This is a genomic window from Marinomonas ushuaiensis DSM 15871, assembly GCF_000521805.1.
Classification (GTDB): domain Bacteria; phylum Pseudomonadota; class Gammaproteobacteria; order Pseudomonadales; family Marinomonadaceae; genus Marinomonas; species Marinomonas ushuaiensis.
In genome coordinates this window covers 21,807-37,506 of the sequence record NZ_JAMB01000015.1, presented here as the reverse complement: position 1 = coordinate 37,506, position 15,700 = coordinate 21,807, and the positions used below count along the sequence as shown (strand labels likewise).

Genomic DNA, 15,700 nt, shown 5'->3' with positions numbered 1-15,700 from the left:
CGCCAATTTCTTATAACAGGGCTAACCATGACAAACACAATCAACGAACTAAACAAAATTTTAGATGAAGCAGATTGCTTAGTTGATGAAACAAAAATCAATGAAGCCCTAGATAAAATGGCCAGTCAGATCACCGCAGACCTTAGTGATAAACTCCCTCTTGTTCTCTGCGTTATGAATGGCGGTCTAATTCCAACAGCCGCTCTTATTGAGCGCCTAAACTTCCCTTTAGAACTAGATTATATCCACGCTACTCGTTACGGCATGGAAACAGAGGGAACCCAACTAAATTGGCTTAGTTACCCACAAACAAGCCTTAAAAACAGACACGTTTTAGTAGTTGATGATATTTTTGACCAGGGCCACACTCTTGAAGCCATTCAAAAATGGCTAGAAGAACAAGGGACAAGCAGCGTCCACACAGCAACTATCATCAATAAATTACATGACCGTAAAACCAACATGCAGCCAGATTACGTAGGCACAGATGTTGTTGATCGCTTCTTATTTGGCTATGGAATGGACTACAAAGGCTATTTCCGTAACCTAAAAGGTATCTACGCCATCAAAGGCAGTTAATCTACTCATTTACAATTTTCAAATATAAGAAACAAAAAAAACGCCTAATTCATTAAAAATTAGGCGTTTTTTATAGTACTAATAAAGGCTAAAAAACCCGATTAAAACCATTCAATGCAGCCACTCGATAAGCCTCTGCCATTGTTGGATAGTTAAACGTCGTATTTAAGAAGTACTTCAATGTATTTTGTTTACCAGGTTGCTTCATAATCGCCTGACCGATATGAACGATCTCTGAGGCTTGGTCACCAAAGCAGTGAATACCTAATAATTCCAAAGATTCTCTATGAAAAAGAATTTTGAGCATACCTACCGCTTCACCGGTAATTTGAGCTCGCGCCGTATTCTTAAAGAAAGCACGTCCCACTTCATAAGGGACTTTTTCTGTCGTTAATTCAGCTTCAGTTTTACCAACAGAACTAATCTCAGGAATTGTATAGATACCAGTTGGTACTTCACTAATAAATTCGGCACCTTCTGCACCATACATGTTCGCAGCAACCGCACGACCTTGATCATACGCAGCGCTTGCTAAACTAGGCCAACCAATAACATCACCTGCTGCATAAACATTCTCAACTTGAGTTTGATAAGTATCATTAACTGCAAGCTGCCCACGTCCATTCGCCTCTAAATTAATAGATTCTAATCCTAAATTATCTGTATTACCTGAGCGCCCATTACAGAACAACAAAGCATCTGCTCGTAATTTTTTACCAGACGCCATATGCATCACAACGCCACGATCAGTCGTTTCAACAGAATCGTAGGTTTCGTTATGGCGAATCAACACACCACTATCACGCAAGTGATAACTAAGTGCATCGGTGATTTCATCATCTAAGAAGCTCAATAATTTTTTCGCTGGGTTGATCAATTCTACTCGAACCCCCAAACCACAAAAGATTGAAGCGTATTCACAACCAATAACGCCTGCACCATAAATAATCAAAGATCTGGGTGTATGACTTAAACTAAGGATAGTATCAGAACAATAAATACGAGGATGTGAAAAATCGATATTAGCAGGACGGTATGGACGAGAGCCTGTTGCTATAACCACTTTATCTGCAACAAGAAGCTCAGGCCCTTGTTCATAAGTATTTACTTCTATCGTATTGGCATCTTTAAACTTACCTCGACCAAAGTAAATATCGATCCGATTACGCGCATAGTACTCAGTACGACCTACAACTTGCTGATCAATAACCTTGTTTGCGCGATCCAATACTTTAGGAAATGAAAACCAACGAGGCTCTCCAATATCACGAAACATAGGGTTTGTATTAAAAACAATGATCTCTTTAACAGCATGACGCAACGCTTTTGAAGGGATGGTTCCTAAGTGTGTACAGCTACCACCAACCTGTGAACTAGCCTCAATAACAGCGACTTTTTTTCCGGCTTTGGCAGCGCTCATCGCTGCACCTTCCCCTGCTGGTCCTGTACCTAAGACCACAACATCATAATGTCTCGTTGTCATAATACCCTCTTTCAATTCAATTATTTGGATGCGTCATAAAACGTGTCGTCAGAGACTTTCTTCGCGGCACCATTTTTCGTTTCTTCTTCACACTTACCTTTATCGCCGCCACAAATATCACAAGCCACTTCCATTCCCAAAGAGCTCATGCCACCACAAGAACCAGAAATAGGCTTTCTTCCCATCAGTACACCAACAGACATGCCCGCAACCAACAAAAGCATCAAGGCAAACGCTAAAACAATCGTTAACATAAGATATCTCCTAAAAGCAGAAAACTCCGCTTACTTTAAATAAGACTTAAATGCGTCCGATGGACGCTCTTCAAAACCAAAATCTGTTTTAACCAATAAATACGCTGCAATACCATTTTCTCGGGCAAACGCAAAACCCTTCTCAGGGCCCAATACCGTAATCGCCGTTGCCAATCCATCAGCCATAGTGGCTGTTTTATCAATAACAGTAACAGAAACCAAACGGTGTGTTATTGGCTTTCCTGTAATTGGATTAATAGTATGAGAATAACGCACACCATTTTTTTCAAAATAATTCCGATAATCACCCGATGTCGCAATCGCAACATCATCAAGAGACAGAATACGCTCTACCATCGAATGGCCACCAGCAGGACTCTCAATGGCTATTTTCCAAGCCGAGCCATCTGGCTTCATTCCTTTAGATGAGATTTCCCCACCCACTTCAACAAGATAACTTTCGACACCTCTTTCACGAAGCACCCTTGCCACCTCATCAACACCATAACCTTTCGCAATAGAAGACAAATCAACATAAATGTCTTTTTCTTTTGTTAAACGGCGACTATTAAGTGTTAAAAATTCGTATCCAACACGTGTTTTTGCTTCATCTATTGAAGCTTGAGTTGGTACCTTATCTTCGCGCTCACCTGGGCCAAACCCCCAAAGATTCACTAAAGGTCCGACTGTCACATCGTATTCACCCGCTGTCATTTCACTTATCAATAAAGCTTTATCAATGACATGCGCCATGTCTGTACTGATATCTGCCGACTGACCTGCAGGGAGTTTATTAAATTCTGAAAGTTCAGAAGTTGGATCATAAGTTGACATTAATCGGTTAACTTTAACCAAGACGTTATCGACGTCGTCTTTCAAAGCCCAAGGATTATGAACCTGCTCAGTAGTATAGAACTTAACGGTATATGTTGTACCCATTGTAGGGCCAGAAAAGCTTACCAACTCAGGAGAAAAAGAGGAAAGGCGGTAAACCACAGCAATAAAAATTATCAAAAAAGCTGAAAATAGTATTTTTTTACGCATAAAAAGTCTTTTTAGTTATTTGATCAAATAAAGACCTAAGAAGATGAAGACTCAAGAAAATAAAGACCCACCATAAGGTGGGTCTTTATTGAGGTGTTAGCCGCCGAAATCATCAAGTAAGATGTTTTCTTTTTCTACACCTAGATCTTCTAGCATTTTAATCACTGAAGCATTCATCATTGGAGGTCCACACATGTAGAACTCACAATCTTCTGGTGCTGGGTGATCTTTAAGATAATTTTCATAAAGAACATTATGAATAAAGCCAGTTTTTCCTTCCCAGTTATCTTCTGGTTGCGGATCAGACAAAGCTAAATGCCATTCAAAATTATCATTTTCTTTCTGAAGTAAATCATACTCTTCTGTATAGAATGCTTCACGCACACTACGAGCACCATACCAGAAGCTAATTTTGCGCTTCGAATTTAGACGTTTAAGCTGATCGAAGATATGAGAGCGCATTGGCGCCATACCTGCACCACCACCAACAAACACCATCTCAGCATCGGTATCTTTAGCGAAGAACTCACCAAAAGGACCATATACTTTAATCTTATCACCTGGTTTCAAGCTAAAGACATAAGAAGACATCTGACCTGGAGGTAGATCATCTTTACCCGGAGGTGGCGAAGCAATACGAATATTAAACTTAACCAAGCCTTTTTCTTCTGGGTAATTGGCCATTGAATAAGCACGAATAACGGTCTCATCAACCTTAGAAGTAAACTTCCAAAGATTAAAGTGATCCCAATCACCACGATATTCTTCTTCGATATCAAAATCTTTGTAATGCACTGTATGAGCAGGCGCTTCAAGCTGAACATAACCACCGGCACGGAAGTCAACATTCTCGCCTTCAGGCAATTTCAACGTAAGCTCTTTAATGAAAGTTGCTACGTTAGGATTTGACTCAACAGTACATTCCCAAGCTTTAACACCAAACACTTCTTCAGGTACTTCTACATCCATATCTTGCTTTACAGCAACCTGACAAGACAGACGGTAACCTTCTTTTTCATCTCGACGAGTAAAATGAGACTGCTCTGTAGATAGCATAGAGCCACCACCGCTTGTCACTTTACACTTACACTGGGCACAAGTACCACCACCACCACATGCGGATGATAGGAAAACCCCACTGTTTGCCAAAGTTTGAAGTAATTTACCACCAGCTGGAGCAATCACTTCTTTTTCACCATTGATGCGAATTGTAACGTCACCAGTACTTACCAAACGAGCACGTGCAGCAAGGATAATTGCCACTAGCGCAAGTACGATAGCTGTGAACATCACCACACCCAGAATAATCTCTAAGTTGACCATGTTAGTTAAACCTTATTCTTGGTTGTCCCACTGAACAGCAAATTAAAGCTGCACACCAGAAAATGACATAAAGCCCAAACTCATTAGACCGACAGTGATGAACGTGATACCTAGACCACGTAAACCTGCAGGAACATCTGAATATTTAAGCTTCTCCCGAATACCAGCAAGCGCTGCAATAGCAAGCGCCCAACCAACACCAGCACCTACACCGTACACAACACTTTCACTGAAGTTGTAATCACGCTCAACCATGAACAAAGACGCACCCATGATCGCGCAGTTTACAGTGATAAGGGGTAAGAATACGCCCAACGCGTTATATAGCGCCGGCATGTATTTATCCAATGTCATCTCTAATATTTGAACAACAGCGGCAATAACACCGATGTAACTCAACAAACCTAGGAAGCTAAGATCAACGCCAGGTAATCCTGCCCACTCTAATGCACCATCAACTAAAAGGTTTTGATACAACAAGTTGTTCAAAGGAACCGTGATCGCCAACACAACAACAACAGCAATACCTAAACCAATCGCTGTCTCTACTTTCTTAGACAAAGCCAAGAAAGTACACATACCTAGGAAAAAGGCCAAAGCCATGTTTTCAACGAAAACAGCCTTAATAAATAGACTTATATAATGTTCCATTTATAACGCCTCCTGAGCACGTGAATTCGCAGCAATTTTAAAGTCCGGCTCTTCCACTTGATCTGTCTTATAAGCACGTAGCGCCCAAATAACCAAACCAATAACAAAGAACGCACTCGGTGGTAACAACATCAAACCATTTGGCTGATACCAACCACCGTTCTGAACAGTAGCAAATATCTCAATACCAAACAGTTTACCTGCACCTAATAACTCACGGAAAATAGCAACAATGATCAACATCACACTATAACCTAAGCCATTACCGATACCATCCAGAAAGCTCATTACTGGACCGTTTTTCATGGCGAAGGCTTCAGCACGACCCATAACGATACAGTTGGTAATAATCAAACCAACGAAAACAGAAAGCTGCTTACTGATTTCAAAAGCGAAGGCTTTTAATATTTGATCAACCACGATAACCAAAGAGGCAATAATGATCATTTGTACAATGATACGGATACTGTTCGGGATATGGTTACGAATGATAGCAATAAAAAAACTAGAAAAAGCCGTTACCAAGGTAAGCGCAATCGCCATTACCAAACTAACACTTAAACTACTTGTTACCGCTAAGGCAGAACAAATACCCAAAATTTGCAAAGCAATCGGGTTGTTCGCAAGAATTGGCCCAAAAAGGACTTGTTTCACATTAGACATTATTGAGCTCCTTCACTGCGAAGTGTTGATAAGAAAGGAGCGAACCCTTCTTTACCCAACCAGTATTGAACAAGATTTGTGACACCACGACTTGTTAATGTGGCACCAGACAATCCATCTACTTTATGAATCGCTTGTGGATCAGAGCTGTCTACACCACCTTTAGCAAGCTGAATAACGGCTTCACCTTGGTCATTATAGACTTGCTTACCTTTCCACAATGCTTTCCAGTTAGGGTTATCTACTTCACCGCCCAATCCAGGTGTTTCACCTTGATCATAGAAGCCAAAACCGATAACAGTATCAAAGTCATCTTCTAGTGCGATAAATCCATACATGGTTGACCACAATCCGTATCCATGAACAGGAAGGATAACGCGATCAATACCAGTATCAGACTTCACTAAATAAACAGGCGCAAACTTTGCACGACGTTTAATACTTGCAGGATCTTCCGAGCCCGCAAGCGCGACAGACAACTGAGGGTCTTTCGCAGCCGCTTGCTGATCATAAGTTGCCGGTGTAATACCCGCCTCATCTAATTCAGCCTGTGTTGCAAAAGCACCAGTTTGCAAATTCACAATGCGTGTTTCAATTGTTTCAAACACCGCATCAACTGATGTATTAGCATCCAGCATATTTGCAGCAGATAAAATATTTCGCTTACGGTCTAAATCTTTATTGGCATTCTGTATTGGCTTTAAACCTACCGCTGCCGCTGCAACGAATATAGAACACACTAGACATAGAGCCAAAGCAACCAAAATGGTTTTTTGAATACTATCGTTATTGCTAGCCATTGCGTGCAATCCTCCGTTTAATGTTCGCTTGAACAATAAAGTGATCAATGAAGGGCGCAAATAAGTTCGCAAACAAAATCGCCAACATCATACCTTCTGGATACGCTGGGTTAACTACACGAATCAGAACGACCATGACACCAATCAAAGCACCATAGAACCATTTACCACGGCTCGTCATAGAAGCTGACACTGGATCTGTTGCCATGTACATCATACCGAATGCAAAGCCACCTAAAACAAGGTGCCAGTACCAAGGCGTAGAGAACATTGGGTTCGTCTCAGAACCAATCATATTGAATAGTGAAGAGGTTACAACCATACCCAGGAACACACCAGCCACGATACGCCAAGCAGCAATACGCATCACTAGCAGAGCACCACCACCGATCAAGATTGCAAGAGTCGATGTTTCACCCATAGATCCTTGAATAAAACCAAAGAAGGCATCTTGCCAAACAACAGTTAAACCAGCAACGCCATCAGCAGCCAATTGACTCAATGCTGTTGCGCCAGAAAAACCGTCAATCGCCGTCCAAACTGCATCACCAGACATTGAAGCTGGGTAAGCAAAGAACAAGAAAGCACGACCAGCAAGGGCGGGGTTAAGGAAGTTTTTACCTGTCCCACCAAATACTTCTTTAGCCAACACAACACCAAAGGTAATACCTAGCGCAACCTGCCACAAAGGAACCGTTGCTGGTAAGGAAAGTGCAAACAAGATAGAGGTAACAAAAAAACCTTCATTTACTTCATGCTTACGCACAGAAGCAAACAGAACTTCCCAAAAACCACCGACTGCAAATGTGACAAGATACACAGGCAAAAAGTACATTGCGCCGTAAATCATATTGTCCCAAATGCTAGAAGCATCATAGTTTGTTAATTCTCCAATAACAGCATGACGCCAAGTATCAGGAGCAGAAACGCCCATTACATCTATTGCACTATTCGCTTGAAAGCCAATGTTATACATACCAAAAAACATAGCTGGGAAGGTACACATCCAGACTAAAATCATGATGCGCTTCATATCAACTGCATCACGGACATGAGAGCCATTTTTGGTAACAGAACTTGGACGGTAAAAAATAGTGTCTACCGCTTCGAAAAGCGCATACCACTTTTCGTATTTTCCACCTGTATGAAACTCAGGTTCTATTTTATCGAGTACTTTTCTAAGACCCATGAATTAACCCTCTCTCTCTATTAGAGTCAGACAATCCCGAAGGATCGGGCCATATTCGAACTTACCTGAACAGCTGTAAGTACATAAAGCCAAATCTTCATCATCTAGTTCAAGTGCACCAAGTTTCTGTGCTTGCTCAGTATCATTTACAACCAAGGCACGCAGTAACTGTGTTGGCAAGATATCTAGCGGCATAAGTCGTTCAAAGTTACCAAGCGGCAACATTGTACGATCACTACCATTAGTTGTAGTCGACATATCAAATGATTTTTTACCTGTCAGCTTTGACAAAAACACATTCATCGTGGAGTGTTTTTCTACACCGGCACGAAGATAATGCATCATTTGGCGCTCACGACCTTCAAGCAAGACGGACACTTGAGTATGATAACGTCCCAAATAGGCAAAAGGACCAAAAGCATTACGACCAGAAAGAACAGAGCCAGAAATGACACGACTTTCACCTTCAGACAACTCATTAGCAATCAAATCTTCTAGACTAGCGCCAACTTGAGTACGAACTAAACGTGGGTTCTTAACTTGAGGGCCAGCCAAAGCAACAACACGCTCGACATCAAGTTCACCAGTCACAAAAAGTTTACCGACAGAAACAACATCTTGGTAATTAATAGACCAAACTGTTTTCTTATCACTTACTGGATCAAGGAAATGAATATGCGTACCAGTAAGACCAGCAGGATGTACTCCAGCAAACTCTTCCACAGTCACATCAGAAACAGTTGGAATTTTTGTACCAGGCGCCTTGCAAAGAAACACCTCACCTTCAGTCAAACGAGTTAAAACAGTAAGACCATCAGCAAATGCTTCAGCCTGCTCTGCTAATACAATTTCAGGGGAGGCAGCTAATGGATTCGTATCCATCGCGGTAACAAAAATAGAATTTGGCGCTGACGCTACTTCAGGCACCTTTGAAAATGGGCGCGTACGAAAAGCCGTCCATAATCCAGAATCAACTAGATTCTCTACAACCTTGCTGCGCTCTAAGGACTTCAACTCTGATCCTGAATAAGCCGCAAACGTTTCAGCGTCGGTTCCTTCAATACGAATAACAACAGATTGAAAAACACGTCTTTCGCCACGATTAATAGCGGAGATTACACCAGAAGCAGGAGCGGTATACTTTACACCTTCCGTTTTCTTGTCTGTAAAGATAGCTTGACCTTTTTTAACCTTATCTCCTTCCTGAACCAGCATAGTAGGTTTCATACCATGGTAGTCAGGACCGATAACAGCAACATGTTTCACTGCAACTGCACTCTCAATCGCCTGGTTAGGAGCGCCGGAGATCGGTAGATTTAGGCCTTTTGTAATTTTATACATATGTTCTGCCCAACAATAAATTGAAGACAAAAGCGTAATGCGCAGTGCTTGCACCCCCCTCCGGGAAATCATGCACAAGCGAACAACTAACTTTCTTTAACACGTAAAGATAATTGTAAACGCAAACTCACTTCACCAAAAAACCGAACTATTATAAAGATCATTACTCTCCTTGACCAGCATACTGCACCGTCTTTGAGCGCCAACTTTTACCTAAATGCATGACTTTATTTAGCCTAGCTCACTTTTCGTACAAAAAAACACATTAACAACACATAGGTAAAATCAATAAACCATCTATTCCTTACACAGACAACACAAACCACTCCCGCCAACTTTTCCATTAGATTCGAACTCATGCCTACCTATTGTTGCCATACAAGATTGAAAACGACACAATATCAGCTATACAACCAATAGTTCCAATGATGGAGACCCAGCGATGATTCAACCAGAAGCACAGATTCATATTAAGAACTTACGCTTACGGACCTACATTGGATTTAATGAATCAGAAATAAATAACAAACAAGATGTTATCATTAATGCTTGGGTACGCTACCCAGCAGTTCAAGCCTATGACACAGACAATGTTGAAAACGCCGTTAACTACAGAACAATCTGCAAAGAAATGATAGCTCATACAGAAAACAACCGCTTTCTTTTACTCGAAAAGCTAACGGCAGAACTACTCGCACTATGTATGACACAAAAAAATGTAACTTTTGCCAAAATAGAAGTCGCTAAACCACACGCCCTGCGCTTTGCAGATTCTGTGTCATTAACACTATCCGCAAACAGAGAAGCATAAGATCGACATGTCAGAAAATGTATCGCTCACTTTAAAACCCGGCTTTAAAAACCTAATCAACGGACTAGACGGCAGCCGCAAAGCATTGCAGCTGCTAGCCATTGCATCTCAGCACAAGCACCCTATTCTTTTTATGGCAAATACCGTTGCCGAATTAAATGAACTCGAAGATGAAATGCAATTTCTGAATCACGAAAAAAAAGAACTACTCAGATTTAGCGATTGGGAAACGCTCCCTTATGATGCATTTTCACCACACCAAGACATCATATCGCAACGCCTAGAAACGCTAGCAAAACTTACAGAAACTAAGAACCCAATTGTACTCACCACAGTCGCCTCCTGCTTAACGCGACTCTGCCCAAAACAACATTTAGATGCACAACGCTTTCATTTAGAAGAGGGGCAAGAACTCCCACTTGAACAACTATCAAGAAAACTAACCAACGCAGGCTACTTAAATGTAGAAAACGTTCACGAACATGGCGAATACGCCATTCGCGGTGCTTTAATGGATGTTTATCCAATGGGTGCCGAAAACCCAATAAGAATTGATTGGTTCGACAACGAAATTGAATCCATCCGTTGGTTTGACCCTGAAACACAGCGCAGCATCAATAAAGTGTCTGAAATAAAAATGCTTCCCGCTAAAGAGTTTCCAACCACATCACAGGGAATACAGCAATTTCGCCAAGCCTTTAGAGAACGCTTCGAGACCGACCCTCTTTCAAGCCCACTTTATCAAGACATTTCAAGCGGACTAATCCCTGCGGGCATAGAATACTACTTACCACTGTTTTTTGAACAAACAGCAAGCATGTTTGATTACTTACCAGACAATACACTTATTGTCCGATCAGACAATTTCAATGAACAACTTGCCAGCATCCAACTCGATTTCCGCAGCCGTCATGAATCACTCAATTACAACATTGAGCGCCCAATTCTTAAGCCTGATGAAATATGTTTACCAGAAAGCGAACTATTTGGTGAACTCAACAAATTCACTAACGTCATATTTTCTGCTGATGGCGATCACTCTTCTTACAGTGCATTAGAAAATGTAAAAATAGATTCAAAAGCTCAATCACCACTTAATAAACTACAAGATTTTCTCAGTAAAACCAGCACCAGAGTCTTGATTGTTGCCGAGTCGGCAGGCCGTCGCGAAGCATTATTAGACCTACTTAAAAAACATCAAATCACACCAAAACAAGTCGACAACTGGGGCAAATTCACAAAATCAAAACAATCCCTCGCCATCACAGAAGGGAGCATTGGTCGTGGTTTTGTCATTGATAACGAACTGACCTTAATAGCAGAAAGCGAAATCCTCGGCGAACGAGTTTCTCAACGCCGTAGACGCAGCAAACATGGCAGCAATGTGAGCGAAGATGCCATCATTCGAAATCTCACAGAATTGCGAATGAACGCTCCTGTTGTGCACATAGATCACGGTGTCGGCCGCTATCTTGGCCTTACCAACCTACAAATAGACGGCCAAGAAACCGAACTGCTGACCCTTGGCTATGCAAATGACGCCAAGCTATACGTTCCCGTTTCTTCATTACAATTGATTTCACGATACACAGGCGCCGATGAAGATTCTGCTCCTTTGCATAAACTCGGCACAGACAAATGGAGCGTAGCAAAACAAAAAGCCGCCGAAAAAGCCCGCGACACAGCAGCCGAGCTATTAGACATCTATGCAAAACGAGAAGCACGTGTTGGTTATGCATTTGCCAAGCCTGATGACCAATATGAAATTTTCTCGGCAGGCTTCCCATTCGAAGAAACTCCAGATCAGCAAATGGCCATCGATGCTGTCATGCAAGATATGTCTTCGAAAAAGCCAATGGATCGATTGATATGTGGTGATGTAGGTTTTGGAAAAACAGAAGTCGCTATGCGAGCCGCGTTTCTTGCTGTTCAAGATGGCAAGCAAGTCGCTGTACTGGTACCAACCACCCTACTTGCGCAACAGCATTACGAAAATTTTTGTGACCGCTTTGCAGACTGGCCTGTTGAAATTGAGCTTCTATCTCGCTTTCGCTCAGGCAAAGAATCTAATCTGGCGATTGACCGCCTAGAATCTGGAAAAGCAGATATCGTTGTTGGCACTCACAAACTCATTCAGAGTGGCATTAAATTTTCAAATCTTGGTTTGGTTGTTATTGATGAAGAACATCGATTTGGCGTCAAACAAAAAGAACAATTTAAAGCATTACGAGCCGAAGTTGACATACTCACACTAACGGCAACGCCCATCCCACGAACACTTAATATGTCTTTATCCGGTATTCGTGATTTATCCATTATTGCGACACCGCCAGCGAAACGCCTATCTGTCAAAACCTTTGTTAAAGAAAGAGACACACACCAAATCAAAGAAGCCATTTTACGAGAGCTACATCGTGGCGGTCAGGTATATTTTTTACATAATGAAGTACAAACCATTCAAAAAACCGCTGAAGAATTAGAAGAGCTCATTCCAGAAGCTCGAGTCATTGTCGGTCATGGTCAAATGCGTGAAAAAGAATTAGAACAAGTAATGTCTGACTTTTATCACAAAAGAGCCAATGTGCTGGTTTGTTCAACCATCATTGAAACAGGCATAGACATCCCCAACGCCAACACGATTATTATTGAGCGAGCGGATAAATTTGGTTTGGCCCAGCTACACCAACTGCGCGGACGAGTTGGTCGTTCACACCACCAAGCCTATGCCTATTTATTAACACCTAATGATCGCAAAGTTACTGGCGATGCAGAGAAACGCCTTGAAGCCATTATGTTAGCAGACACACTGGGCGCTGGCTTTACACTCGCCACACATGACCTTGAGATTCGTGGTACTGGGGAATTATTAGGTGACGGCCAAAGCGGTCACATTGAACATGTTGGCTTCTCGCTTTTCATGGAAATGCTAGACAGAGCGGTGAAATCCCTTAAAAACGGTGAATCACCAGACGTTGATATTTCGGTTCCAGCGCAAACTGATATCAACCTTAGAGTGCCTGCACTTATTCCTGAAGACTACCTAGGTGATGTACACTCTCGTTTAATATTGTACAAACGCATCGCCAGCGCACAAACCAGCGAAGAACTAAAAGACTTACAAGTTGAAATGATTGATCGATTTGGGCTATTACCTGATTCGACCAAAAACCTATTCCGTCAAACCGAATTGAAATTAAAAGCGGAACAGCTCGGTATCAATAAAATCGAGGCGAACGCAAAAGAAGGCAAGATTTTCTTTAACAGTAAAACACCGGTTGACCCGATGAAACTCATCAGGTTGATCCAGACAAAACCAGACTCTTATAAACTAGTAGGGTCTGATACGTTAAAGTTCTTCGCCCCGATGAACAGCGCAGAAGAGCGCTTCCAACAAACCACAAAGACTTTGGAGCTATTACATTGAAAGCCCGAATTTTAACGTTTCTATCATTAACCTTATTAAGCAGCCAATTGCTCGCTGATGACAGTCAGATTAATCCCGACACTGCCAGAGCCTACCAAGGCTATTTACTCACCTTTATCTGGCCTGAAAACCAATCAACTGAGCAGGTAAAATACAAAGAAATAGTCTCAACAGAAAACCTGATTCGCTTTGTAAAGCCAGAAAGTGGCACATCCTATCTTGATGGCGCTGAGTCAAGCACACCAACAGAGGACAAAGCCGAAACAACACCAACACCTTTTGACAAGTTTAAAAAGCAACTTGATGGACACGTGAAAGTATTAAGCAATCAACAATGGACATTAATATTTAAAGACTCAGGCGATACAATTAAAAAAACATTTCATAGCGAACAAGAAAAAGACGGTCACCCAGAGTTAATTGGCGAAATTGCAATTAAATTAGGCCGATATTTAGAATCTGATATTCGCTACCAGCATTATTTATTTGATCGCGCCACTCAATCCGAGATAGCGGAAGTCGAAACTATAGAACCGCCATCTGGCGTAACGAATGCGTTCTTCTCAACACCAATCATTGAGCCTGAATTAATTGAGCCGCAACCGGAGTTAAAAGAATTCAAACCATCCTTGATTCTGACACTGGAACAAGACAACAAAACAGCCAGTAAGAAACTTAATTATTTAGATCACCCGACTATTGGCACACTGCTTTACTTCGAGCCTATCGATTTAGAAGAAGCCATGGAAAAAATCGCCTTACAGTCAATGACACCTGAAACAGGCGCAAGTCTTAACTATGACGATCTAAAAAGCACCAATGAACTGTCCAGCAGAGAATAAGCACTTAGTATTCAAAATTGCGTAGCTCTCACCTCGCTTTTGAATAGACATTTTCGAACCGTTTTCTGGATGACAATTTAATTTCAAAAATAAAAAAAAGGTGATATGCAAAAACATATCACCTTTTTAGTATCTACTTTTACTGGCCGCTAGCCTTAGCCCCCATTTACTAGGCTATTACCTAATTAATAGCCTACTTGATCATCAGTCTATTTGGCCAACAACCTATTCAATTAATAACCTCTTGATTGAGTTAGCTTACCAACCCAAGAAACCACTTTATGCTCTAATGCAGAAAACAAAGACAAGCCAAAACGCTCAGCCATTCCTTTAGGCTGTTTATAAACGACCTGTATAACTTCAGCATTATCATAATGGGAAACCAGATACGCGTCGCTCGTCATCACAACATCAATCAGATTATTTTCTAACGCCTCAGAACCATACCAAGTATCGCCCGTTGCAATATTATCAATATCCAACTGCGGACGTTGACCAGAGACAAAGCGCTTAAACAACCCATGAGTATCTTCCAAATCTTGCCTGAATTTCTCACGACCTTCGTCAGTATTTTTCCCCAACATGGTCAAGGTGCGCTTATAACGCCCTGCCGTGTGAAGCTCAACATCAATTAAACTTTTATCAAGCAATCTATGCACGTTAGGAACTTGAGCAACCACACCAATAGAGCCAAGAATAGCAAATGGAGCCGCTATGATTTTATCGGCAACACACGCCATCATATAACCACCGCTTGCCGCTACCTTATCAACACAAATTGTCAGAGGTATATTTGCTTCACGAATACGCTGTAACTGAGACGCTGCCAAACCATAGCCATGCACAACACCGCCACCACTTTCCAAACGAACAACAACCTCATCTTGAGGCTTTGCAACGCTTAGAACCGCGGTTATTTCTTCACGCATACTATCGACAGCCGATGCTTTTATATCACCATCAAAATCCAAAACATAAAGACGTTTTTTTGCCTCTTCTTCCGATTCTTTAAGTACTTTCTTTTTCGCTTTTTTCTCTACTTTTTCTTTTTTCTTTTTTTCTTTCTCTCGGTCTTTAAGTACTTTTTTATCCAGCAACTGCCGATCCAATTCTGCCTTCATATCATCATAGCTTTCATTAAGCTTAGTAACAGACAAGCTACCCGGTTGTGACTTACGCTTTCCACTAGCAACAATCCCTAGTACAAACACGATAATCAAAGCCACACTAATGAGCTTTAACAAAAAACCTGCGTAGTCAGTTAAAAATTCCAACTTCATCTTCCTCAAAATAATT

Annotated in this window: 14 protein-coding genes; 4 read left to right on the top strand and 10 right to left on the bottom strand. The window is 41.5% G+C overall.

What is annotated here, in order from left to right; genetic code table 11:
• Positions 1–27: 27 nt before the first annotated feature.
• Positions 28–579, top strand: coding sequence for a hypoxanthine-guanine phosphoribosyltransferase (locus MUS1_RS13765; RefSeq protein WP_036163494.1), 552 nt, complete (start codon positions 28–30; stop codon positions 577–579).
• Positions 580–667: 88 nt separating this feature from the next.
• Here the strand turns inward: MUS1_RS13765 and sthA are convergent, their stop codons facing one another.
• From sthA to MUS1_RS13720, 9 genes are all read right to left on the bottom strand, one after another.
• Complete coding sequence (sthA, locus tag MUS1_RS13760) at positions 668–2,062, bottom strand: Si-specific NAD(P)(+) transhydrogenase (protein ID WP_036163493.1); 1,395 nt, start codon at positions 2,060–2,062, stop codon at positions 668–670.
• A 20-nt stretch (positions 2,063–2,082) separates the two neighbouring features.
• Positions 2,083–2,316 (bottom strand): (Na+)-NQR maturation NqrM, encoded by a 234-nt coding sequence (gene nqrM, locus MUS1_RS13755; protein ID WP_036163492.1) that lies wholly within the window; start codon positions 2,314–2,316, stop codon positions 2,083–2,085.
• Between the two features lie 30 nt (positions 2,317–2,346).
• Entirely contained in the window at positions 2,347–3,360 is a 1,014-nt protein-coding gene (locus MUS1_RS13750; RefSeq protein ID WP_036163491.1) for an FAD:protein FMN transferase, read from the bottom strand.
• A gap of 96 nt (positions 3,361–3,456) precedes the next feature.
• On the bottom strand, positions 3,457–4,683 hold the full coding sequence (gene nqrF, locus MUS1_RS13745) for an NADH:ubiquinone reductase (Na(+)-transporting) subunit F (protein WP_036163490.1): 1,227 nt from the start codon (positions 4,681–4,683) through the stop codon (positions 3,457–3,459).
• A gap of 42 nt (positions 4,684–4,725) precedes the next feature.
• Entirely contained in the window at positions 4,726–5,334 is a 609-nt protein-coding gene (gene nqrE / locus MUS1_RS13740) for an NADH:ubiquinone reductase (Na(+)-transporting) subunit E (RefSeq protein WP_036163489.1), read from the bottom strand.
• Positions 5,335–5,997: an NADH:ubiquinone reductase (Na(+)-transporting) subunit D gene (locus tag MUS1_RS13735; protein WP_036163488.1), complete on the bottom strand. Its 663-nt coding sequence runs from the start codon at positions 5,995–5,997 to the stop codon at positions 5,335–5,337.
• A complete protein-coding gene (locus MUS1_RS13730) occupies positions 5,997–6,797 on the bottom strand; it encodes a Na(+)-translocating NADH-quinone reductase subunit C (RefSeq protein WP_036163487.1) in 801 nt (266 codons plus the stop codon). Before MUS1_RS13730 ends, MUS1_RS13735 begins: the two co-directional genes overlap by 1 nt.
• Entirely contained in the window at positions 6,790–7,986 is a 1,197-nt protein-coding gene (locus MUS1_RS13725; protein ID WP_036163486.1) for an NADH:ubiquinone reductase (Na(+)-transporting) subunit B, read from the bottom strand. The genes MUS1_RS13730 and MUS1_RS13725 overlap by 8 nt, the downstream gene beginning before the upstream one ends.
• A gap of 3 nt (positions 7,987–7,989) precedes the next feature.
• Positions 7,990–9,327 (bottom strand): Na(+)-translocating NADH-quinone reductase subunit A, encoded by a 1,338-nt coding sequence (locus tag MUS1_RS13720; RefSeq protein WP_036163523.1) that lies wholly within the window; start codon positions 9,325–9,327, stop codon positions 7,990–7,992.
• Positions 9,328–9,769: 442 nt separating this feature from the next.
• Here MUS1_RS13720 and folX point away from each other — a divergent pair, with 442 nt between their 5' ends.
• Genes folX through MUS1_RS13705 form a run of 3 tightly spaced genes read left to right on the top strand, consistent with a single transcriptional unit; the run spans position 9,770 to position 14,404 of the window.
• Positions 9,770–10,138: a dihydroneopterin triphosphate 2'-epimerase gene (gene folX, locus MUS1_RS13715; protein ID WP_036163485.1), complete on the top strand. Its 369-nt coding sequence runs from the start codon at positions 9,770–9,772 to the stop codon at positions 10,136–10,138.
• Positions 10,139–10,145: 7 nt separating this feature from the next.
• A complete protein-coding gene (gene mfd, locus MUS1_RS13710) occupies positions 10,146–13,562 on the top strand; it encodes a transcription-repair coupling factor (RefSeq protein WP_036163484.1) in 3,417 nt (1,138 codons plus the stop codon).
• Entirely contained in the window at positions 13,559–14,404 is an 846-nt protein-coding gene (locus MUS1_RS13705) for a hypothetical protein (protein ID WP_036163483.1), read from the top strand. Before mfd ends, MUS1_RS13705 begins: the two co-directional genes overlap by 4 nt.
• Positions 14,405–14,637: 233 nt before the next feature.
• Here the strand turns inward: MUS1_RS13705 and sohB are convergent, their stop codons facing one another.
• Positions 14,638–15,678, bottom strand: coding sequence for a protease SohB (gene sohB, locus MUS1_RS13700; protein WP_211236472.1), 1,041 nt, complete (start codon positions 15,676–15,678; stop codon positions 14,638–14,640).
• Positions 15,679–15,700: the final 22 nt, after the last annotated feature.

Excerpts from the sequence above, each read along its gene's own strand:
- nqrE (WP_036163489.1), bottom strand. The coding sequence starts at position 5,334 with ATGGAACATTATATAAGTCTATTTATTAAGGCTGTTTTCGTTGAAAAC.
- MUS1_RS13725 (WP_036163486.1), bottom strand. The coding sequence starts at position 7,986 with ATGGGTCTTAGAAAAGTACTCGATAAAATAGAACCTGAGTTTCATACA.
- MUS1_RS13720 (WP_036163523.1), bottom strand. The coding sequence starts at position 9,327 with ATGTATAAAATTACAAAAGGCCTAAATCTACCGATCTCCGGCGCTCCT.
- folX (WP_036163485.1), top strand. The coding sequence starts at position 9,770 with ATGATTCAACCAGAAGCACAGATTCATATTAAGAACTTACGCTTACGG.
- sthA (WP_036163493.1), bottom strand. The coding sequence starts at position 2,062 with ATGACAACGAGACATTATGATGTTGTGGTCTTAGGTACAGGACCAGCA.
- nqrF (WP_036163490.1), bottom strand. The coding sequence starts at position 4,683 with ATGGTCAACTTAGAGATTATTCTGGGTGTGGTGATGTTCACAGCTATC.
- nqrM (WP_036163492.1), bottom strand. The coding sequence starts at position 2,316 with ATGTTAACGATTGTTTTAGCGTTTGCCTTGATGCTTTTGTTGGTTGCG.
- MUS1_RS13750 (WP_036163491.1), bottom strand. The coding sequence starts at position 3,360 with ATGCGTAAAAAAATACTATTTTCAGCTTTTTTGATAATTTTTATTGCT.
- MUS1_RS13765 (WP_036163494.1), top strand. The coding sequence starts at position 28 with ATGACAAACACAATCAACGAACTAAACAAAATTTTAGATGAAGCAGAT.
- mfd (WP_036163484.1), top strand. The coding sequence starts at position 10,146 with ATGTCAGAAAATGTATCGCTCACTTTAAAACCCGGCTTTAAAAACCTA.
- MUS1_RS13735 (WP_036163488.1), bottom strand. The coding sequence starts at position 5,997 with ATGTCTAATGTGAAACAAGTCCTTTTTGGGCCAATTCTTGCGAACAAC.
- MUS1_RS13730 (WP_036163487.1), bottom strand. The coding sequence starts at position 6,797 with ATGGCTAGCAATAACGATAGTATTCAAAAAACCATTTTGGTTGCTTTG.